The organism is Streptomyces kronopolitis, from assembly GCF_014646275.1.
Taxonomy (GTDB): domain Bacteria; phylum Actinomycetota; class Actinomycetes; order Streptomycetales; family Streptomycetaceae; genus Streptomyces; species Streptomyces kronopolitis.
Window position 1 is genome coordinate 22,947 of sequence record NZ_BMND01000032.1, and the last position, 19,152, is coordinate 42,098.

Sequence of the window (19,152 nt, forward strand, 5' to 3'; positions counted from 1 at the left end):
GGGGGTGTTCTCCTTCAGCCGCGTACGGCGGCGATGGACTCTGCCAGGGCGGTGGGCACGTCGGCGAGAAGAGTGTGCACGCCGTCGCGGACGATCTGCCGCCCGCCGACGATGGTGTGTCGCACGTCCGCGGCGGAGGCGGCGAATACCGCCGTCTCGGCGCCCAGCCGGGGCAGTGGTCCGGCGGTGCGTACGGAGTCCAGTGCGATCGTGGTGAGGTCGGCCAGCGCGCCCGCGCGCAGGGCTCCGGCGTCCTCCCAGCCGAGGGCCGCGTGGCCGTCGGCGGTCGCGGCGCGCAGCAGGGCGGCGGCCGTCCAGTGCCCGCGCCTTCGGGTGCGCAGCCGTTCGTCCAGCTCCATGGCGCGGGCCTCTTCGAGCAGGTCGATGACGGCGTGGCTGTCGCTGCCGAGGGACAGCGTGCTGCCGCGGCCCTGGAGGCGGGCGGCCGGGCCGATCCCGTCGGCCAGGTCGCGTTCGGTGGTGGGGCACATGCACACGCCGGTGCCGGAGTCGCCGAGCAGCTCGACGTCCTCGCCGGTGAGGTGGGTGGCGTGCACGGCCGTGGTGCGCGGGCCCAGCACCCCGTGCTCGGAGAGCAGTTGGGTGGGGGTGCGGCCGTGGGCCTGGTGGCAGGCGTCGTTCTCGGCGGTCTGCTCCGAGAGGTGGACGTGCAGCGGGGCCTGCCGCGCGCGGGCCCATTCGGCGACGGTGGCGAGCTGGGCGGCGGGCACGGCGCGTACGGAGTGGACGGCGGCGCCGATGCGGGCGTGCCCGTGGCCCTCCTTGAGGGCGTCGGCGCGCTGGGCCCAGCTCTCGGCGGTGCCGTCGGAGAAGCGCAGCTGGTGGTGGTTGGGCGGGGCCCCGAAGCCGGCCGAGAGGTAGGCGGTGTCGAGGAGGGTGATGCGGATACCGGCGTCGGCGGCGGCCGCGAGCAGCGCCTCGCCCATGGCGTTGGGGTCGCTGTAGCGGGTGCCGCCGGGCGCGTGGTGGAGGTAGTGGAATTCGCCGACGCAGGTGATGCCGGCCAGCGCCATCTCGGCGTAGACGGCCCGGGCGAGGGCGTAGTAGGTGTCGGGGGTGAGCTTGTCGGCGACGCCGTACATGACCTCGCGCCAGGTCCAGAAGGTGCCGGTGCCGACCTGCACGGTGCCGCGCAGGGCGCGGTGGAAGGCGTGCGAGTGGGCGTTGGCGAGACCGGGCAGGGTCAGCCCGCGCAGCGTGGTGGCGCCGGGCGGCGGGGTGTCGACGCCGGTGCGGACGGCCGTGATCCGCCCGTCCGCGACGTCCACGGCCACGCCCGGCTCGACGTGCGTGTCGAGCCAGGCGTGTTCGAGCCAGTAGGTCGTCGGTGCGGCCTGCGTCGTCAGCGGCACGCCAGCCCCTCCAGTACGTCGGCGAGTGCGGTGACCCCGGCGGCGCAGTCGTCCTCCGCCGCCGCTTCGGCGGGTGAGTGCGACACCCCGGTCGGGTTGCGTACGAACAGCATGGCGGTGGGGACGGTACCGGACAAAATACCGGCGTCGTGCCCGGCGCCGGTGCCCAGCACCGGCACGGCCCGCTCCCGCCCCTTGCCGAGGATCGCGCTCAGCTCGTCCCGCAGGGCGTGCTGGAACTCCACGACGGGCGTGAAGGATTCCCGGACGACGCTCAGGTCCACGCCGTCGCGGGCGGCGCGCTCGGCGGCCGCCTGCTCGATCCCGGTGATCACGGTGTCCAGGGTGTCCTGGTCGGGCGCCCGGGAGTCCAGCCAGCCGCGCACGAGCGAGGGGATGGCGTTGACCCCGTTCGGCTCCACGCTGATCTTCCCGAAGGTGGCCAGGGCGCCGGCCAGCCGGGCCTGCTCCCGCGCGGCGAGCACGGTCGCGGCGTAGCTGAGCATCGGGTCGCGGCGGTCCTCCAGGCGGGTGGTGCCGGCGTGGTTGGCCTCGCCCCGGAAGTCGAACCGCCAGCGGCCGTGCGGCCAGATGGCGGAGGCGATGCCGACCGGGTCGCCGGACAGGTCCAGGGCGCGCCCCTGCTCGACGTGGAGTTCGACGAACGCGCCGATCCGGGCGAGCCGTTCGGGGTCCGGTCCGATGGCGTCGGGGTCGTATCCGGCGCGCTCCATGGCCTGCGGGAGGCTGACGCCGTCGCCGTCGCGCAGCCGGTGCGCGGCCTCGGGGGTCAGCGCGCCGGCGGCGAGCCGGGAGCCCACGCAGGCCAGGCCGAAGCGGGCGCCCTCCTCGTCGCCGAAGTTGACGATCGCCAGGGGCTTGCCGAACTCCGCTCCCCTCCGGCGGAGTTCGTCCAGCGCGGCGAAGGAGGAGACGACGCCCAGCGGGCCGTCGAAGGCGCCGCCGTCCGGCACAGAGTCCAGGTGGGAGCCGGTGACGACGGCGTCGCCGGGGGCCACGTCCTGGTGGCCGGTGGCGCCGAGCCAGGCCCACTGGTTGCCGTTGCGGTCCAGCTCGTAGGCGAGCCCGCGGGCCTCGGCCTGCGACCGGAACCACGCGCGGCAGTCGGTGTCGGCCCCGGTCCAGGCGTAGCGGCGGTAGCCCCCGGAGGAGGAGTCGCGGCCCAGCGGCCGCAACTCCTCCCACATCTCGTGGAACGAGGCGGTCACGCGCCCTCGCCCTCGCGCATCGGGATGCGGACCCCGCGCTCGGCGGCCACCTCGTCGGCGCGCTCGTAGCCCGCGTCGACGTGCCGGATGACGCCCATGCCGGGGTCGTTGGTGAGCACCCGGCGGATCTTCTCGCCGGCCAGCGGGGTGCCGTCGGCGACGGTGACCTGGCCGGCGTGGATCGAACGGCCCATGCCGACGCCGCCGCCGTGGTGCAGCGAGACCCAGGAGGCGCCCGAGGCGACATTGACCATGGCGTTGAGCAGCGGCCAGTCGGCGATCGCGTCCGAGCCGTCCTTCATGGCCTCGGTCTCGCGGTAGGGCGAGGCGACGGAGCCGCAGTCGAGGTGGTCTCGGCCGATGGCCAGCGGAGCCTTGAGCGTCCCGTCGGCGACCATCTCGTTGAAGCGCTCGCCGGCCTTGTCGCGCTCGCCGTAGCCGAGCCAGCAGATCCGGGCGGGCAGGCCCTGGAAGTGGACGCGCTCACCGGCCAGCTTGATCCAGCGGGCCAGCGACTCGTTCTCCGGGAAGAGGTCCAGGATCGCCTTGTCGGTGGCGGCGATGTCCCGGGCGTCGCCGGACAGCGCGGCCCAGCGGAACGGCCCCTTGCCCTCGGCGAACAGCGGGCGGATGTAGGCGGGGACGAAGCCGGGGAAGGCGAAGGCCCGCTCGTATCCGGCGAGTTGGGCCTCGCCGCGGATCGAGTTGCCGTAGTCGAAGACCTCGGCGCCGGCGTCCATGAAGCCGACCATGGCCTCGACGTGCCGGGCCATCGACTCGCGCGCCCGCTGGGTGAAGTCGGCGGGCTTCGCGGCGGCGTAGGCGGCCATGTCGTCGAAGTCGATGCCGACCGGGAGGTAGGCCAGCGGGTCGTGGGCGCTGGTCTGGTCGGTGACGATGTCGATCGGCGCGCCCTCGGCGAGCATCTGCGGCAGCAGCTCGGCGGCGTTGCCGAGCAGGCCGATGGACAGCGGCTTGCGCCGGTCGCGGGCCTCGACGGCGAGTTCGAGGGCGTGCTTGAGGCTGTCCGCCCTCACGTCCAGGTAGCGGTGCTCGATACGGCGCTCGATGGCGCGCGGGTCGACGTCGATGCAGATCGCGACGCCGTCGTTCATGGTGACGGCGAGCGGCTGGGCGCCGCCCATGCCGCCGAGGCCGGCGGTGAGCGTGATCGTCCCGGCCAGGGTGCCGCCGAACTTCTTCGCCGCGACGGCCGCGAAGGTCTCGTACGTGCCCTGGAGGATGCCCTGGGTGCCGATGTAGATCCACGAACCGGCGGTCATCTGCCCGTACATGGTCAGGCCGAGGGCCTCCAGGCGGCGGAACTCCTCCCAGTTGGCCCAGTCGCCGACGAGGTTGGAGTTGGCGATGAGCACCCGCGGCGCCCACTCGTGCGTCTGCATCACGCCGACCGGCCGGCCGGACTGGACGAGCATCGTCTCGTCCTGCTTGAGCGTGGTGAGCGTGCGCACCATCGCGTCGAAGGAGCGCCAGTCGCGCGCGGCCTTGCCGGTACCGCCGTAGACGACGAGCTGGTCCGGGTGTTCGGCCACCTCCGGATCGAGGTTGTTCTGCAGCATGCGCAGCGCGGCTTCCTGCTGCCATCCCCGAGCACTCAGCTCCGTACCGCGCGGTGCCCGCACGGGTCGCGGTCCCGACATGGGCCGTGCCTCCCTGACGTCGAATGGATTGAGCTATTCACATACTGATGTCGGTGAATAGCGTTAGTCAACAGGATGCGGGGGCGGCACACGCCGCGAGGCGCGGGAATCGGCCGACCGACGGAGGATTATTTGACTTGCCCACCGGGAAAGTCTGGGTTAGCTTTCCCGATGGGAAAGTCAACGGGGTTAGCACGACCGCCTTGGGGAGGCGATGGCCATGAGCACACCGGTGGATGCCGAACGGGCCTGGCAGGATCTGCAGCGCATCCGGGTACCGCAGGAGCGGGTCTACGACGAGGTCGAGAGAAGCGCCCGGAGCGACGCCGGGCCGACGTACGTCACGGCCGCCGTGATGTGGGTGTTCCTCGCCGTCACGGGCCTGGATCTGCCCATGTGGGCGTTCTGGCTGGTACTGACCGCCTACTTCGCCGTATTGAGCACCGTCGCGGTAATCCACAACCGCAGAAGCCGGATCCGGCTGCACCGCTCGCGCCACAGCTGGCGGTCGTTCGCCACCTTCTTCGCGGGCATGGCGGTCACCCTCGTGACCATCGTGGCCTCGGGCTTCGTGGCCGACCGGCTGGCACTGCCGTTCGCCAGCCTGATCCAGGCCACCGTGTCGACCGGCGCCTTCGTGCTCTTCGTCGGCCCGGCGAACCGCTGGGCGGTCAGCGCCCTGCGCGACCGCGGGACGAGAGCCGTCCCGGAAAGGGTGGGCCGATGAGCACGCCGAGCGGCTTCGACGAACTGATCCACCCCTCCACCCGCCTGTCCGTGGTGGCCCTTCTCGCCGCCACGGAGTGGGCCGACTTCTCCTTCATCCGCGACAGCCTCTCGCTCAGCGACTCCGCGCTCTCCAAGCAGCTGCACACCCTGGGAGAGGCCGGATATCTGGAGATCCACAAGGAGGGTGCCGGCCGCAAGCGGCGCACCAAGGTCCGGCTGACCGGCCGCGGCCGCTCCGCCTTCGACGGACATGTGGCCGCGCTGCGGGCCATCGTCGAGGGCGCGGGACCGGCGGCGGACACCACTGCGGCGACGGAGTCCGCCGCGGCGAGCACCTCACGGACACAGGACCGGCAACAGCACGCGGAGGCGGGCCGATGACCACGACCGAACATCCGACCACGACCGCGGCGGCGAGCACGCCCGGGGCGGCCCCGGGATCCGGCGGAGCCCGCGAAGGCGTCGTCCAGGTGCGGGACTTGCGGATGTCGTACGGCGGCGCCACCGTCCTGCACGGCATCGACCTGGAGATCCACCGCGGCGAGATCTTCGCCCTGCTCGGCCCCAACGGCGCCGGGAAGACCACCACGGTCGAGATCCTGGAGGGCTTCCGGCAGCGGTCCGCCGGGGAGGTCCGCGTCCTGGGGACGGACCCGGCGCGCGGGGACGACGCCTGGCGCGGCCGGGTCGGCCTGGTGCTCCAGTACTGGCGCGACCACCGCCGCTGGCAGGTCGCCGAGCTGCTGGCGCACTTCGCCACGTACTACCCGCACCCCCGCGACCCGTCCGAGCTGCTGGCCCTGGTCGGCCTGACCAAGCAGGCCGGGCGGCAGGTCGGCCAGCTGTCCGGCGGGCAGCGCAGGCGTCTGGACGTGGCCCTGGCGATCGTCGGCCGCCCCGAAATCCTCTTCCTGGACGAGCCGACCACCGGCTTCGACCCCGAGGCCCGGCGCGACTTCCACGATCTGGTCGAGCGCCTCGCCCGCGACGAGGGCGTGACGATCCTGCTCACCACGCACGATCTCGCGGAGGCCGAACGACTGGCCGACCGGATAGCGATGCTGGTCAACGGCCGGATCCGGATCTGCGGCACCCCGGCGGAACTCGCCCGGCGGGCCGCCGCCCAGGCCGAGGTCCGCTGGACCGCACCCGACGGCACGGCCCGCCAGGAGCGCACCGCCGACCCGTCCCAGCTGGTCTGGGAGCTGCACCAGGAGACGGGCGGACCGATCGCCGATCTGGAGGTCCGCCGCCCGACGCTGGAGGACACCTATCTGCACATGGTCCACCAGGACGACGGACACGGGGACGGCGGCATAGCTGGGGACGGGACCGGGGCCGGGGCCGGAGCCGGAAGCGGGGCCGACGCCCCGGAGGGGAAGGAACGAGCCGCATGAGGGGGACCGAGATGACACCCGCACCGGAAGCGACGGCGGCGACGGACACAGGCACGGCCACGGGCACTGCCACGGCCACAGCCACCGCGGAGGGGATCGACGCGGAAGGCGCGGCGCCGGGGAAGGCCGCAGCGGGCTCCCGCCGCCGTTCCTGGCGCTCGGGCCTCCTGCGCGGGCGGATAGAACTCCGCCATCTCCTGCGGAATCCCAAGGAGATGAGCGGCCATGTGATCAATGTCGTCGTGGCGCTGCTGCTCGCGAGCTATCTCCACGGCAAGGTGCCCGGCACCCACGTCCCCATGGCCCATCTGACGCTCGCGGGCTTCTCCGCCTATCTGCTGTTCCAGATCGGGCTGGTCAACCTCCCGCAGATTCTGGTGACCGAGCGCGAGGAGGGCACCCTGCTGCGGCTGCGGGCCACCCCCGGCGGCATACCCGCCTATCTCATCGCCAAGTCGCTGCTGGTGGTCGCGATGGCCTTCGGCACCCTGGTGCTGCTGCTGGGGGCCGCCGCGCTGCTGGTGGACGGGCCGCTGCCGCACGGGCCCGACGGCTGGCTGACGCTGCTGTGGGTCAGTGCGCTGGGGCTGCTCGCCGTCGTACCGCTGGGCGCGGCCATCGGCGCCGTGCTGCCGAACCCGCGCGAGGCGCTCGCGCTGATCATGCTGCCCACGATGGCGCTGCTGTTCACCTCGGGAGCGATGTTCCCGCTCGGCTCGCTGCCCTCCCTGGTCCAGAAGATCGCCTCGGTCTTCCCGCTCAGGTGGATGGCCCAGGGCCTGCGCTCGGCCCTGCTGCCGGACGCCGCACGCGCCGCGGAAGTGGCCGGCTCCTGGGAGCTGCCGAAGGTGGCCCTGATACTCGGCGCCTGGGCCGTCGCCGGCTTCCTCCTCGCCATCCCCCTGCTCCGCCGCGCCGCCCGCCGCGAATCCGGCTCCCGCCTCTCCGAACGCCACCGCAAGGCGGGCCTCAGCGGCAGCCAGGGGGCGTGAGGGGAGTGTGCCGGGTGGGCTGGGGTCTGGGGCTGGGGCGTCCGCGTGGTGCTGGGTGGCTCAGTAGCTCTGGGTGCCCCGTGACCTCGGGCGTCCCGTGGCTCGGCCCGGACGTTCCGTGGCTCGGACGTCCCGTGACCCGGCCCGGACGTCCCGTGGCCGCCGGGCGAGCCTGGTCCGGGGCCGCACGGTCTCGGGGCCGCGTGGCCCGGGGGCTGCGTGGCCCGGGGCTGCGTGGTCTCGGTGCTGCGGCCCTCACCTCCGGGCCGTGCCGGGTCCGGCGACCACATGCCCTCGGGGCCGCGTGGGCTCGGGGCCGCGTGGCCCGGGGGCTGCGTGGTCTCGGGTCCTAGTGACTGGGGGCTACGTGGGCTCAGGCACCGTGCGATCTTGATGCTGCTCGCGCGGTCCGACAGGTGTCGGGCCGTGCGGGGGCACACACGGCACGGTAGCGGCAGAGTCGGCCGGTGAGCCGGCGGGCCAGTACGTCAGCAAATCTGTGAGCCAGCGGGCCGGCGGGCCTGTCCCAGCCAGGGCCCCGTGGGCTGGTGAGCGGTGGGGCTTCGCCGGTGGGCAGGTGCGCAGGTGCCCAGGTGGGCTGGTGGGCTGGTGGGCTGGTGGGCACGGTCCAGTGAGCCCGTGTGCCGGGCCGTCCCACACAGGCCGTCCGCCGGGCCTTCCCCCGAGGCCACTGGCAGCTTCGTCCCCAGCCGACGCCCCCGAAGGCTCTGAGGGGTCTCTCGACGGGAGCCTCTCATCGGGGGCCTCTCGTGGGGGCTTCTCATGGGGGCTTCTCAGCGGGCCCTCCGGAGAGGGCTCCGATCAACCGGAAGGCCCAGCGGCGAGGCCCCGCTGACGCATCAGGGGCAGCTGGAGGCGGGCCGAGGGCTTCGTATCGGTTGGCGTGAGGCCCCCACTCAATGGTGAAGTTGTCCCATGAACTTCACGGACCGAGACCGGGCCGTACGGGCCGCCGTTGCCGAAGGACTGGTGGGGGCCGGGGAGCCCGTGGTCGGGCTGCTCGATATTGCCGGGATCCGGCGGTCAGCGGCCGAGCTGCGGGCCGCCTTCGACGAGTTCACCGCCCCAGGCACCCCGGTGCTGCACGCCTTTGCGGTGAAGGCGGCCTCGCTCGTACCGGTGCTGCGGGTGCTGGCGCAGGAGGGTCTCGGGTGTGAGGTGGCCAGCCCCGGTGAGCTGGCGCTGGCCCGTGCCGCCGGGGTGCCCGTGGCGCGGACGGTGCTGGATTCGCCGGCCAAGACCCGGGCCGAGCTGCGGGAGGCGCTGGCCCTCGGGATCGCCGTCAACGCGGACAACCCCGAGGAACTGGCCCGTATCGACGCCCTGATGGCCTCCGCGCCGAGCGATGCCCCCCTCGGTCTGCGGGTCAACCCCCAGATCGGCGGCGGCAGCATCGGGGCGATGAGCACCGCCACCGACACCTCCAAGTTCGGTGTCGGGCTGCGGGACGAGGGCGCCCGTGAGTGGGTCGTGCGCGCCTTCCTCGACCGCCCGTGGCTGACCCGGCTGCACGCCCATGTCGGTTCCCAGGGCATGCCGATGGAGCTGATGACCGCGGGCGTGCGGGCCCTGTACGTCCTCGCGGAGGAGATCAACGAGCGGGCCGGCCGGCGCCAGGTCGACACCCTCGACATCGGCGGCGGGCTGCCGGTGAACTTCTCCTCGGACGCCGTCACCCCGACCTACCGCGAATACGTCGCGCAGCTCCACGCCACCGTGCCCGGGCTGCTGTCCGGACGCTACGGGCTGGTCACCGAGTTCGGCCGCTCGCTGCTGGCCAAGCACGGCACGGTCCTCGCCCGCGTCGAGTACGCGAAGTCGGCGGGCGGCCGGCCGATCGCGGTCACCCATGCCGGTGCCCAGGTCGCCACCCGTACGGTGTTCGTCCCCGAGTCCTGGCCGATCCGGGTCGCGGCCTACGACGCCGAGGGCCGTCCCAAGACGGGTGCTCCGGTGGCGCAGGACGTCGCGGGGCCGTGCTGCTTCGCCGGTGATCTGGTCGCCGAGAACCGTCCGCTCCCGCTCCTGGAGTCCGGCGATCATGCCGCCCTCCTGGACACCGGGGCGTACTATTTCTCCACCCACTTCGCCTACAACTCCCTCCCCCGCCCCGGGGTTTACGGCTACGCGGCGGACCCGGACGGCACCGTCCGCTTCGCCACCGTCCGCACCCCGCAGACGCTGGAGGACCTCACCGCGGAGAGCGGCGGCGCCCACGCGGAGTCACTCCACGACCTGGGCAGGCAGTAGGCCCCGAGCCGCAAGACCACCAGGCCACGAGCCCACGAGACGAACAGGCCGGTGGCCCGGGCCCCCAACCCCCGCAACCCCAACGCCCCAAGCCGCGCAGGCCCCAGGCCCAAGCCGCGCAGCCCCCAGCCCCCAAGCCCCCAAGCCCCCAACAGCCGCCCCCTCACCGACCGCCCCGCACCCCGCCCGACGCCCGCGCCCCACCCGGCCCCGCGTCACCGGCCGCCGTACCGGTCAGCAAGTACGCGCGGACCTCCTTGCCCGCGGCGCCGCCGCGCCGGGTGGCCTCGGTCCGGACCCACAGCAGCGCCTCGTGCCGCCGCTCCCAGCGGCCCAGCCACCGCGCCTTGCCCCACAGGCCGAGCGCGGCCCCGGCCATCAGCAGCCCGCCCGCGGCCGGCAGCACGCACGACGAGGCGACCGCCGCCAGGAAGGCGAGCAGCAGCCACCAGCGGTGGGCCCGCCGCCAGGTGCGAACGGTGACCGAGCGGTCCTGGAGAATGACGGCCTTGCCGGCGCGCGAGGCGGCGCGGGCCAGTGCCGCATACCGTCCGCGCCGGGCCGCGAACGCCACCAGCGCCGCACCCGCGCCCAGCACCGCCCCCGCCGACAGCCCGATCGTCCGGCCGGTCAGCCCCGGTACCAGCGCTCCGATGCCCGCGGCCAGCAGTCCCGGCCACCACAGCCAGCCGGCCGGTGCCCGTACCAGCACCGCCACCCGGACCAGCCCGTATGCCCCGCGTCCCACGACAGACCTCCTCGCCCCGAGACCGCTGTGCCCCCTTCTGTCCGCACAGCCGTACGGCGGCGGAGCGTAGCCAGCCGGGATGAGGATTGCCTGAGACGGCGCGTCCCCGGCGCCCGGGGCCCGCCGCCGCTCACTCGACGAACAGCCCGCGCTCCGCCGCCCGCGCGTCGAATTCCTCCAGGCGGGCCTGGGCGTCCGGGAGGGCGTCGCACATCGCCTCCAGCAGGACCCGGCCCAGCAGCATGGGGGCACAGGCCGTGTCGAAGGACAGCCCGGTGCCGACGGGGGCGGGCAGCAGCAGGTCGGTGTGGTGGGCGACCGGGGCGAAGGCGCTGTCGGCGACGGTGACGATCCGCAGCCCGGCGGCCCGGGCGTACTCCAGCGCCTCGACGACCTCGCGCGGGTGGCGGGGCAGGGCGAAGCAGAGCAGCGCGCTCGCGCCGGCGCGGACGGCGGCGTCGATGCGGTCGGTGAGCAGGGTGCCGCCCTCGTCCAGGAGCCGGACGTCGGGGTGGACCTTGCGGGCGAAGTAGGTGAAGCCGGCGGCCTGGGCGGTGGCGGCGCGCAGCCCGAGGACGAGCAGCGGGCGGGAGGCGGCGAAGAGGCGGCCCGCCTCGGCCACCGGCCCGGGGTCGGTGAGGGCGGCGGCGAGCTGCCGGAGGTTGTCGATCTCCGCCTGGACGGCCTGCTGGTACTCGTTGGCGCTGCCGGCCTCGGCGGCTCCCCCGCTGGGCGCCACCTCGCGCAGATGGCGGCGCAGCGCCGGGTAGCCGTCGAAGCCCAGGGCGACCGCGAAGCGGGTGACGGACGGCTGGCTGACGCCGGCGAGTTCGGCCAGTTCGACGCTGGAGAGGAAGGGGGCGTCGGCGGCCCGGCGCACCATGCAGTGGGCGATCCGGCGCTGGGTGGGCGTCAGCCGGTGCCCCTCGAAGAGCTTCTGGAGCCGGGCGGCGGTCCCGGTGCCCGTCTCGGCCGCACCGCCCGTCGCGCCCGGCGCCCCGCCGGCGCCCTCCGCCGCCGCGACCCCGTCCGTCGCCCCGTCGCCGGCCGCGCCGCCGACGCCGCCGTTGTCCCCGTCCCCGCTCATCGCCTCTGCTTCCCGGCCCGGTCGGGGCCTTGTCCTGTGTCGACCGACTGTACGGAATTCCCGGCCCGCTCCGGTCCCGGACAGGCGTCGGGATCCGGCCGTACCCGCGACCCCGGCCCCGGGGCCGTCCGGCCGGCCGGGAGCGGCCCGCCGGACGCCGCCTCGCTCACAGCTCCGCCAGCTCGTCCAGCAGCCCCGCCGCCACCGCCACATCATCGGTCAGCGGACGGTCCTCCATCCGCGGGTCGAGGGCCCCGGACGCGCGCCGGAAGGCGGTGGCGAGGGGGAGGCCCGGGTCGGGTTCCAGGGAGCGCATCCGCAGGGCCCGTACGGCGGCGACGAGTTCGCAGGCGAGGACCTGGCGGTAGTAGGTGCAGGCGCGCAGGGTCTGGCGGGCGCCCAGGGAGGCGAAGCTGGCCTGTTCCTCGACGCCCCGGGAGAGGACGGCGTGGCCGAGCGAGGCCGGGTGGGAGACCGCGCGCATCTCGCCGAGCGCCGCGCCGGCCGCGTATTCGAGGATCATCACGCCGGAGCTGGCCGGCGCCGCGTCGCCCAGGAACGGCCGCAGCCGGGTGAGGTCGGGCTCGGAGAGCGCGGCGAGCCGGGCGGTGGAGAGCCGGGCGGTCTGCAGCACCGCCAGCCGGAAGGTGTCCAGGGCGAGGCCGGCGTGGGCGGCGTAGAAGTTGCCGTGGTGGTAGGCGGCCTGATCCTCGATGCTGATCAGGGGGTTCTCGGCGGCGGCGTTGACCTCGACGGTCAGCACCCCGTCGAGGGTGTCGGCGGCGTCCAGCGCGGGGCCGTGGATCTGCGGGAGGCAGCGGAAGCCGTAGGGGTCCTGGATGCGGCCGAGCGGCGGCGCGGGGCGGGGCGGGACGCCGGAGAGGGCCCGCAGCCGGGTGGCGGCGGCCGCGGAGCCGGGGTGCGGGCGGGCGCGCAGCACCGGCTCGGCGAAGGGTTCGTAGGAGCCGCCGACCGCGAGCAGGGAGAGCGCGGCGACGGGGAGGGAGGCGGCGAGCAGCCGCCGCAGCTCGTCGAGGGCGAGCGCGGACTGGCCGAGGGTGAGGGCGTTGCTGCTGATCAGGGCGAGGGCGTCGTTGTTGTCCAGGGCGATCGGGGCGGGGGCGCGGGCGCCGGGGGCGCAGTGCCAGGGGTGTTCGCCGGCCAGCGCGAGGCCGGTCTGGGCGAGCGCGGCCAGATCGCCGGTGCCGACCGCGCCGTGTTCGTGGACGACCGGGTGCGCCCCGGTGTCCAGGGCGGTGAGCAGCGCGGTGATGACGCCGGGGCGCAGGCCGGCGCCGCCCGCCAGCAGCTGGTTGGCGCGCACCGCGAGCATGGCGCGGACCTCCCGGGCGGGCAGCGGGTCGCCGATCCCGCCGGCGTGGCTGCGCAGCAGCCGCAGCCCGTGATCGGCACCGGCCGCGCCGGCGGCCCCGACGTCCTCCGTGCGGTTGGCGCCGACGCCGGTGCTGCGCCCGTAGACGCGACCGGTGGCGGCGAGGCGGCGGGCGGTCTCCCAGGACTCGGCGGCGCGGGCGTACGCGGTGGGGTCCGGCGCGGCGGGGTGGGCGGTGCGCTCCGCGAGGGCGGCGATGTCGGCCGTGTGGAGGGCGGTGCCGTCGAGCGTGATGCGCCGGCCGGCCCGTCGGCTGGTGTCCAGCATGTGAGAAACCAAGGGGCTCAACTCCCTCATATAGCGCCATTTATGAACGTAAGTCCGACACCACGTTCCGTACGGTGAGGCGACGCAACGGGCGATGTCACACGGGATTCACACCCGTCTATTGACTTCTATTCACGTGCCTAAGACTCTGCATGACCATATGCAGGCCGGGCAAGGGGCAGCGGATGATCAGGTTCGACGCAGTCAGCAAGCGGTACCCGAACGGCACGACCGCCGTGGACGAGCTGTCCCTGGACCTCCCCGAGGGCGGCGTCACCGTCCTCGTCGGATCCTCGGGGTGCGGCAAGACGACCACGCTGCGGATGGTCAACCGCATGGTGGAGCCGACCTCCGGCACCATCAGCGTCGGCGGCCGCGACATCCTGGAGACGGACGCCGCCGAGCTGCGCCGCGGCATCGGCTACGTCATCCAGCAGTCCGGCCTCTTCCCGCACCGCACGATCCTGGACAACATCGCGACCGTCCCGCTGCTGCTGGGCTGGGGCCGGCGCAAGGCCCGGGCCCGCGCCGCCGAGCTGCTGGAGCTGGTCGGCCTGCCCGCCGACGCCGGCAAGCGCTATCCGCACCAGCTCTCCGGCGGCCAGCAGCAGCGCGTCGGCGTGGCCCGCGCGCTCGCCGCCGACCCGCCGGTGCTGCTGATGGACGAGCCGTTCGGCGCGGTCGACCCGGTGGTGCGCACCCAGCTGCAGAACGAGCTGCTGCGGCTCCAGGAGGAGCTGCGCAAGACCGTCGTCTTCGTCACCCACGACATCGACGAGGCGGTCCGCCTGGGCGACCGGATCGCGGTCTTCCGCTCCGGCGGCCGGCTCGTCCAGTGCGCCGAGCCCGCCGAGCTGCTCGCCCGCCCCGCCGATGACTTCGTCGCAGGCTTCCTGGGCGCCGAGCGCGGCCTCAAGCTGCTCTCGCTCACCGACCTCGCGGACGTCCCGCACGCGCCCGGCGGGGAGATACGCGCGGACGAACCGGTCGGCGGCATACCCCGCGACGGGGACCGCTGGCGCCTGGTGACCTCCCCGCGCCGCGAACCGCTGGGCTGGCTGGACACCGACGCCCTGCCCTCCGGCGGCACGGCCGGCGAGGCCCCCCTGGAGGCCGTCCGGCCGCTGCGCGACACCGACTCCCTGCTCTCGGCGCTCAACGAGGCGGTCTCCTCCCCCGCCGGCGCCGTCGCCCGGGTCACCGCCGACGGCGTGCTGCGGGGCCTCACCTCCCGCGACGCCATCCACGAACGGGCCGGCCGCAGCCATGCGGAGGCCGGCCGGGCGGCCGTCGAAGCGGCCCCCGAGGACGCCGCGCGCCCGGCCGGGTCCGCCACGGAGCGCCCCGCATGACCATCGAGTGGGGCTGGTTCCCCGACCACACCGGCGAGCTGGTCCGCCTCACCGCGGACCACCTCGCCACCGCCGTGCCCGCCGTCCTCTTCGGCCTGCTGATCGCGCTGCCGCTGGCGGTCCTCGCGCACCGCGTACGGCCGCTGCGCGGCTTCGTGCTCGGCGCGTCCAACATCCTCTACACCATCCCCTCCCTCGCCTTCTTCGTCCTCCTGCTGCCGGTCACCGGGCTGACCCGGACCACCGCGATCACCGGACTGACCGCGTACACCCTGGTGGTGCTGGTGCGGAACACCGTCGAGGGGCTGGACGCGGTCCCGGCCCGGGTCCGCGAGGCCTCCCGGGCGATGGGGACCTCCCCGCTGCGCACCCTGCTCACCGTCGAGCTGCCGCTCGCCCTCCCGGTGATCATGGCGGGCGTGCGGGTCGCCACCGTCATGTCCATCTCCCTGGTCAGCGTGGCGAGTTACATCGGCTACGGCGGCCTCGGCCAGCTCTTCACCGACGGCTTCCAGCGCAACTTCCCCACCCCGGTCATCGCCGGGGTGGCCCTGACCCTGCTGCTCGCCCTGGTCGCCGACGCGGTGCTGGTGTCCGTCCAGTGGCTGTGCACCCCCTGGCTGCGCGGCGCCTCCGGGCCGCGCCGGCCCAAGCTGCGGAAGCGAGCGTGACGCCCCGATGCTCGAACTCCTGAAGAACCTCGCCGCCTGGCTGACCAGTTCCGCCCAGTGGTCCGGCCCCGAGGGCATCGCCACCCGCGTCCTGGAGCACCTGGAGTACTCGGTGCTCGCCACCCTCGCCGCGGCCGTGATCGCGCTGCCGGTCGGGCTGCTCATCGGGCACACCGGGCGCGGCGCCTTCCTCGCCGTCAACCTCGCCTCGTTCGGCCGGGCGCTGCCCACCGTCGGCCTGGTCACCCTGGTCTTCCTGGCCGGCGGCCTCAGCGTGTGGCCGGTGTACGTCTCGCTGGTCGCGCTCGCCGTGCCGGTGATCATCACCAATACGTACGCGGGGATGGCGGCCGTCGACCCCGAGGTCAAGGACGCCGCCAAGGGCGTGGGGCTGCGCGGCCGCCAGATCCTCTGGCAGGTCGAGATCCCGCTCGCGCTGCCGCTGATCATGACCGGGGTGCGGCTGGCGACCGTGCAGGTCGTGGCCACCGCCACGATCGCCGCCTACGTCAGCTTCGGCGGACTGGGCCGCTATGTCTTCGACGGCCTGGCGCAGCGCGACCTGGTGCAGGTCCTCGGCGGGGCGGTGCTGGTCGCCGTGCTCGCCGTCGCCGCCGATCTGGCCCTGGGCGGCCTGACCCGGCTGCTGTTCCGCGGCCGCCCGGCCGCCGCCCGCTGAGCATCCGCCGCCCGCCCCCACGCACGCACCGAGGAGCCCGCCCATGAACCGCCGTACCGTCCTGACCACCCTGCTGGCCGGCGCCTCGGCCCCGCTGCTGGCCGCCTGCTCCTCCGGCATCACGTCCCTGAAGGGGGACGGCGCCGGCGGCGACAGCGGCAGCAGCAGCGGCGGACTGGTCATCGGCACCGCCAACTTCACCGAGAACCAGGTCCTCGGGTACCTCTACGCGGGGGTGCTGCACGCCGCCGGGGTCAAGACCACGGTCCGGCCCAACCTCGGCTCCCGCGAGATCGTCGTCCCGGCGCTGCGCTCCGGCGACATCGACCTGCTCCCCGAGTACCAGGGCAGCCTGCTGCTCTACCTCGACAAGAAGGCCACCGCGACCGAGGCCGGCGCGATGCAGAACGCGCTGGCCACCGTGCTGCCCGACGGCCTGGAGGTCCTCCCGTACGCGTCCGCCGAGGACCGGGACAGCTTCGCCGTGACCCGCCGGACCGCCGACCGCTACGGCCTGAAGACGCTCGACGACCTCCGCAAGGTCAACGGCAAGCTGGTCTTCGGCGCGGCCGCGGAGATGAAGAAGCGGGTGGTCGGGCTCGTCGGCCTCAAGGACGCGTACGGCGTGGAGTTCAAGGAGTTCAAGGCGCTGGACTCCTCCGGTCCGCTGGTCAAGGGCGCCCTGAAGAAGGGCGACATCGACATCGGCAACGTCTTCACCACCGATGTCGACACCGCGGAGAACGGCTGGGTGCTGCTGGCGGACCCCAAGCACCTGATCCCCGCCCAGCACATCGTCCCGCTGATCGCCGCCCGCAAGGCCGACGGCCGGGTCCGCAAGGCCCTCGCCCGCCTGGGCAACGCCCTCACCACGTCCGACCTCACCGAACTCAACCGCCTGGTCGACAAGGAGAAGCAGGACCCGGACCGGGTGGCGGCCGCCTGGCTCAAGAAGCACAAGCTGGGCTGAGGCGGGCGGCCGCACGCCGCACGCGGAGGGCCGTACGCCGCACACGCCCGGCCGCCCGCCTCACGCGGGCTTCGGGCCGCCGTATCGGAGCGGCAGCCCGAACAGCGGGAAGAGCCGCTCGGTGTCCAGGAACGAGTGCAGCCCGGTGATCCGGCCGTCCGCGACATCGAGGACCTGGATCGCCCAGGGCAGCCCGTCCGCGCGGTACTGCCCGAACGCCGGGCGGCCGTTCGCCGCGACCGGCACCAGGTGCGACCCCGCGCAGCCGCCGCCCGGCCCGCGCAGCCAGGCCAGGAAGTCCGCACGGCCGCGCAGCCACAGCGCGTACGGCGGCATGGACAGCGTGGAGTCCTCGTGCAGCAGGGCCGTCAGGGCGTCCAGGTCGAAGCGTTCGAAGGCGTCGACATAGCGCCGCAGCAGCTCCTGCTGGCTGTCGTCCAGCGGCTCCGCGGGCGCCTCGGCGGACGCGGCGAGCGTGGCCCGGGCCCGCTGGAGCGCGCTGTTGACCGAGGCGACCGAGCTGCCCAGCAGCTCCGCGACCTCGCGCGCCGACCAGCTCAGCACCTCCCGCAGGATGAGCACCGCCCGCTGCCGGGGCGCCAGCCGCTGGAGCGCGGCGATGAACGCGAGTCGGACCGACTCCCGGGAGACGGCCCGCTCCGCGGGGTCCCCGGCGGCCGCCAGCACCCGCGCGTCGGGCACCGGCCCGATCCACGTCGCCTCGGGCAGTCCCGTGCCGATGGGGGTGTCCACGCTCGCGGGGGAGGCGAGGTCCATCGGCCGCGCCCGGCGCCGGGAGCCCTTGAGCAGGTCCAGGCAGACGTTGGTGGCGATGCGGTAGAGCCAGGAGCGCAGCGAGGCCCGCCCCTCGAACCGGTCGTGGGCGCGCCAGGCCCGCACCATCGTCTCCTGCACGGCGTCCTCGGCCTCGAACGCCGACCCCAGCATCCGGTAGCAGTAGCCGGTCAGCTCGGTGCGGTACGCCTCCAGGCGGTCCGCCAGCTCGCCGGGCGCGGCATCCGGTGCGCCGCCGTCCCCGGCCGCGCCCTCCACCGTGATCTCACTCGTCGCGGAACGCTTCATCGCGGATCGTCCCTCCGCCTGTCGGTCGGCCACCGCCCCACACGCTCCGACCGTACCGGAGCACCCTGCTCCAGTCTGCTCCCCGGCACGGGGCCCCGCAGCCGCGCGACGGGCCCGCCGCGGCTAGCCCCGCGCCTGCGCCGCCGACCCGCGCTCCGAGAGGCGCGGGGCGCACAGGATGCGCTTGCGGCGCACCCGGCGGCCCTCGATCGCGGCGACCGCGAGCCGGGCGGCCTCCTTGGCGATCTCGCCCAGGCCCCAGTCGACGGTGGTGAGCGGCGGGGTCAGGACCCGGGAGACCGGGTGGTCGTCGAAGCCGACGACGGACAAGTCCCGGCCGACGGTCAGGGCGGCCTCGGCGGCGGCCGCGTAGACGCCGTAGGCGATGGAGTCGGAGAAGCAGAAGACGGCGCTGGGCGCGGTGAGCGCGGAGGTCCCGGCCGGGCGGCCGTCCGGGCTGTTGGTCAGGACCCGGCGGGCCATCGCGGTCGCCTCGCCCAACTCCTGTGCGCAGGGCAGGACTTCGACCTCGATGTCGAGCCGGTCGGCGGCCTCGCGCACATAGACGTCGGCCGGGCGGTCGGGAGTGGAGGGGCCGGTGGGGGTCAGCACGGTGATCCGGCGGTGGCCCAGGCCCCGGAGGTAGTCCAGGACGGCGTCGATGCCGGCCCGGTTGTCGAAGAGCACCTCGCCCGCCGTGCGGGCCCGGCTCAGGGCGTCGCCGATGGAGACCACCGGCACGGCGTCCGCGATCTTCGACCAGCCCTCGGCGGACGGGTCGACCGGGGAGACCAGCAGGCCGTCCACCCGCTGGTCACGCAGCTGCTTGGCGAGGGCCAGCTCGCGCTCGGGGTCGCCGCCGGCGTCCAGGATCAGCGCATAGCGGTCGCCGGCCAGCAGCTCGCGCCCTATGGCGGCCATCAGCTGCTGCTGCCAGAGGTCCTGGAGGTCGCCGGCGAGCACGCCGACCGTGCTCGTCCGGCCGCTGACCAGCGCACGGGCGATCGGGTCCGCCTCGTAGCCGAGTTCGGCGGCGGCCTTGCGCACCCGCTCCTCGGTCTCCTTGGAGACGTGCTTGCCGCGCAGGGCGTAGGAGACGGCTGCGGTGGAGAGTCCGGTGGCCTCGGCCACCTCGCGGAGGGTGGTGCGCTTGTTGGGCCTGGCCATGCCCGGAAGCCTACCCAAGGCGGGGGCGGCGGCCGTCCCGCCGCAGGGGTGCGCCGGGCGCGGCCGCCGCCCGGCGGGTGCGT

The 19,152-nt window shown here is 74.4% G+C and carries 17 protein-coding genes; 9 read left to right on the top strand and 8 right to left on the bottom strand.

From position 1 onward, the window contains the following. Positions 1 to 14: 14 nt before the first annotated feature. The 3 genes from IEY78_RS26945 to hutU are packed head-to-tail and all read right to left on the bottom strand — an operon-like array spanning position 15 to position 4,263. Entirely contained in the window at positions 15 to 1,373 is a 1,359-nt protein-coding gene (locus IEY78_RS26945; RefSeq protein WP_189102563.1) for a formimidoylglutamate deiminase, read from the bottom strand. Next, positions 1,364 to 2,602, bottom strand: coding sequence for an allantoate amidohydrolase (locus tag IEY78_RS26950; protein WP_189102565.1), 1,239 nt, complete (start codon positions 2,600 to 2,602; stop codon positions 1,364 to 1,366). The genes IEY78_RS26945 and IEY78_RS26950 overlap by 10 nt, the downstream gene beginning before the upstream one ends. Continuing rightward, positions 2,599 to 4,263: a urocanate hydratase gene (gene hutU, locus IEY78_RS26955; protein ID WP_189102567.1), complete on the bottom strand. Its 1,665-nt coding sequence runs from the start codon at positions 4,261 to 4,263 to the stop codon at positions 2,599 to 2,601. The genes IEY78_RS26950 and hutU overlap by 4 nt, the downstream gene beginning before the upstream one ends. Before the next feature lie 220 nt (positions 4,264 to 4,483). On the opposite strand from hutU, the gene IEY78_RS26960 reads away from it, so the two are divergent. The 5 genes from IEY78_RS26960 to IEY78_RS26980 all read left to right on the top strand — a co-directional run bounded on the left by IEY78_RS26960 (position 4,484) and on the right by IEY78_RS26980 (position 9,652). Beyond that, positions 4,484 to 4,990: a hypothetical protein gene (locus IEY78_RS26960; RefSeq protein WP_189102568.1), complete on the top strand. Its 507-nt coding sequence runs from the start codon at positions 4,484 to 4,486 to the stop codon at positions 4,988 to 4,990. Next, positions 4,987 to 5,373, top strand: coding sequence for a transcriptional regulator (locus IEY78_RS26965; protein WP_189102569.1), 387 nt, complete (start codon positions 4,987 to 4,989; stop codon positions 5,371 to 5,373). Before IEY78_RS26960 ends, IEY78_RS26965 begins: the two co-directional genes overlap by 4 nt. Next, positions 5,370 to 6,389: an ABC transporter ATP-binding protein gene (locus IEY78_RS26970; RefSeq protein WP_189102570.1), complete on the top strand. Its 1,020-nt coding sequence runs from the start codon at positions 5,370 to 5,372 to the stop codon at positions 6,387 to 6,389. The genes IEY78_RS26965 and IEY78_RS26970 overlap by 4 nt, the downstream gene beginning before the upstream one ends. Beyond that, positions 6,386 to 7,381 carry an ABC transporter permease gene (locus IEY78_RS26975; protein ID WP_229700199.1) on the top strand — a complete coding sequence of 332 codons (996 nt, stop codon included), beginning with the start codon at positions 6,386 to 6,388 and terminating at the stop codon, positions 7,379 to 7,381. Before IEY78_RS26970 ends, IEY78_RS26975 begins: the two co-directional genes overlap by 4 nt. Positions 7,382 to 8,317: 936 nt before the next feature. Beyond that, on the top strand, positions 8,318 to 9,652 hold the full coding sequence (locus tag IEY78_RS26980; RefSeq protein ID WP_189102571.1) for a type III PLP-dependent enzyme domain-containing protein: 1,335 nt from the start codon (positions 8,318 to 8,320) through the stop codon (positions 9,650 to 9,652). Positions 9,653 to 9,815: 163 nt separating this feature from the next. Here the strand turns inward: IEY78_RS26980 and IEY78_RS26985 are convergent, their stop codons facing one another. The 3 genes from IEY78_RS26985 to IEY78_RS26995 form a co-directional block, all read right to left on the bottom strand. Beyond that, positions 9,816 to 10,400, bottom strand: coding sequence for a hypothetical protein (locus IEY78_RS26985; RefSeq protein WP_189102572.1), 585 nt, complete (start codon positions 10,398 to 10,400; stop codon positions 9,816 to 9,818). A 130-nt stretch (positions 10,401 to 10,530) separates the two neighbouring features. Next, the gene (locus IEY78_RS26990) at positions 10,531 to 11,487 is read right to left on the bottom strand and encodes a MurR/RpiR family transcriptional regulator (RefSeq protein WP_189102573.1); all 957 of its coding nucleotides are present in this window, start codon (positions 11,485 to 11,487) and stop codon (positions 10,531 to 10,533) included. A gap of 166 nt (positions 11,488 to 11,653) precedes the next feature. Continuing rightward, positions 11,654 to 13,147 carry an aromatic amino acid ammonia-lyase gene (locus IEY78_RS26995; protein ID WP_189102574.1) on the bottom strand — a complete coding sequence of 498 codons (1,494 nt, stop codon included), beginning with the start codon at positions 13,145 to 13,147 and terminating at the stop codon, positions 11,654 to 11,656. Between the two features lie 185 nt (positions 13,148 to 13,332). On the opposite strand from IEY78_RS26995, the gene IEY78_RS27000 reads away from it, so the two are divergent. The 4 genes from IEY78_RS27000 to IEY78_RS27015 are packed head-to-tail and all read left to right on the top strand — an operon-like array spanning position 13,333 to position 16,819. After that, the gene (locus tag IEY78_RS27000) at positions 13,333 to 14,499 is read left to right on the top strand and encodes an ABC transporter ATP-binding protein (protein WP_189102575.1); all 1,167 of its coding nucleotides are present in this window, start codon (positions 13,333 to 13,335) and stop codon (positions 14,497 to 14,499) included. After that, positions 14,496 to 15,170 (top strand): ABC transporter permease, encoded by a 675-nt coding sequence (locus tag IEY78_RS27005; RefSeq protein WP_189102577.1) that lies wholly within the window; start codon positions 14,496 to 14,498, stop codon positions 15,168 to 15,170. Before IEY78_RS27000 ends, IEY78_RS27005 begins: the two co-directional genes overlap by 4 nt. A gap of 7 nt (positions 15,171 to 15,177) precedes the next feature. Next, on the top strand, positions 15,178 to 15,849 hold the full coding sequence (locus IEY78_RS27010) for an ABC transporter permease (RefSeq protein WP_189102579.1): 672 nt from the start codon (positions 15,178 to 15,180) through the stop codon (positions 15,847 to 15,849). 43 nt (positions 15,850 to 15,892) lie between these two features. Next, complete coding sequence (locus tag IEY78_RS27015; protein ID WP_189102581.1) at positions 15,893 to 16,819, top strand: ABC transporter substrate-binding protein; 927 nt, start codon at positions 15,893 to 15,895, stop codon at positions 16,817 to 16,819. A gap of 60 nt (positions 16,820 to 16,879) precedes the next feature. Here IEY78_RS27015 and IEY78_RS27020 read toward each other — a convergent pair whose 3' ends face one another. Both IEY78_RS27020 and IEY78_RS27025 read right to left on the bottom strand, forming a co-directional pair. Continuing rightward, complete coding sequence (locus IEY78_RS27020) at positions 16,880 to 17,902, bottom strand: sigma-70 family RNA polymerase sigma factor (protein WP_189102583.1); 1,023 nt, start codon at positions 17,900 to 17,902, stop codon at positions 16,880 to 16,882. Positions 17,903 to 18,025: 123 nt separating this feature from the next. Next, positions 18,026 to 19,069, bottom strand: coding sequence for a LacI family DNA-binding transcriptional regulator (locus tag IEY78_RS27025; protein ID WP_189102585.1), 1,044 nt, complete (start codon positions 19,067 to 19,069; stop codon positions 18,026 to 18,028). Positions 19,070 to 19,152 lie beyond the last annotated feature (83 nt).

Coding starts and splice junctions, on each gene's coding strand:
- IEY78_RS27015 (WP_189102581.1), top strand. CDS start 15,893: ATGAACCGCCGTACCGTCCTGACCACCCTGCTGGCCGGCGCCTCGGCC.
- IEY78_RS26990 (WP_189102573.1), bottom strand. CDS start 11,487: ATGAGCGGGGACGGGGACAACGGCGGCGTCGGCGGCGCGGCCGGCGAC.
- IEY78_RS27005 (WP_189102577.1), top strand. CDS start 14,496: ATGACCATCGAGTGGGGCTGGTTCCCCGACCACACCGGCGAGCTGGTC.
- IEY78_RS27010 (WP_189102579.1), top strand. CDS start 15,178: ATGCTCGAACTCCTGAAGAACCTCGCCGCCTGGCTGACCAGTTCCGCC.
- IEY78_RS27000 (WP_189102575.1), top strand. CDS start 13,333: ATGATCAGGTTCGACGCAGTCAGCAAGCGGTACCCGAACGGCACGACC.
- IEY78_RS26960 (WP_189102568.1), top strand. CDS start 4,484: ATGAGCACACCGGTGGATGCCGAACGGGCCTGGCAGGATCTGCAGCGC.
- IEY78_RS26980 (WP_189102571.1), top strand. CDS start 8,318: ATGAACTTCACGGACCGAGACCGGGCCGTACGGGCCGCCGTTGCCGAA.
- IEY78_RS27020 (WP_189102583.1), bottom strand. CDS start 17,902: ATGAAGCGTTCCGCGACGAGTGAGATCACGGTGGAGGGCGCGGCCGGG.
- IEY78_RS27025 (WP_189102585.1), bottom strand. CDS start 19,069: ATGGCCAGGCCCAACAAGCGCACCACCCTCCGCGAGGTGGCCGAGGCC.
- IEY78_RS26995 (WP_189102574.1), bottom strand. CDS start 13,147: ATGCTGGACACCAGCCGACGGGCCGGCCGGCGCATCACGCTCGACGGC.
- hutU (WP_189102567.1), bottom strand. CDS start 4,263: ATGTCGGGACCGCGACCCGTGCGGGCACCGCGCGGTACGGAGCTGAGT.
- IEY78_RS26965 (WP_189102569.1), top strand. CDS start 4,987: ATGAGCACGCCGAGCGGCTTCGACGAACTGATCCACCCCTCCACCCGC.
- IEY78_RS26975 (WP_229700199.1), top strand. CDS start 6,386: ATGAGGGGGACCGAGATGACACCCGCACCGGAAGCGACGGCGGCGACG.
- IEY78_RS26970 (WP_189102570.1), top strand. CDS start 5,370: ATGACCACGACCGAACATCCGACCACGACCGCGGCGGCGAGCACGCCC.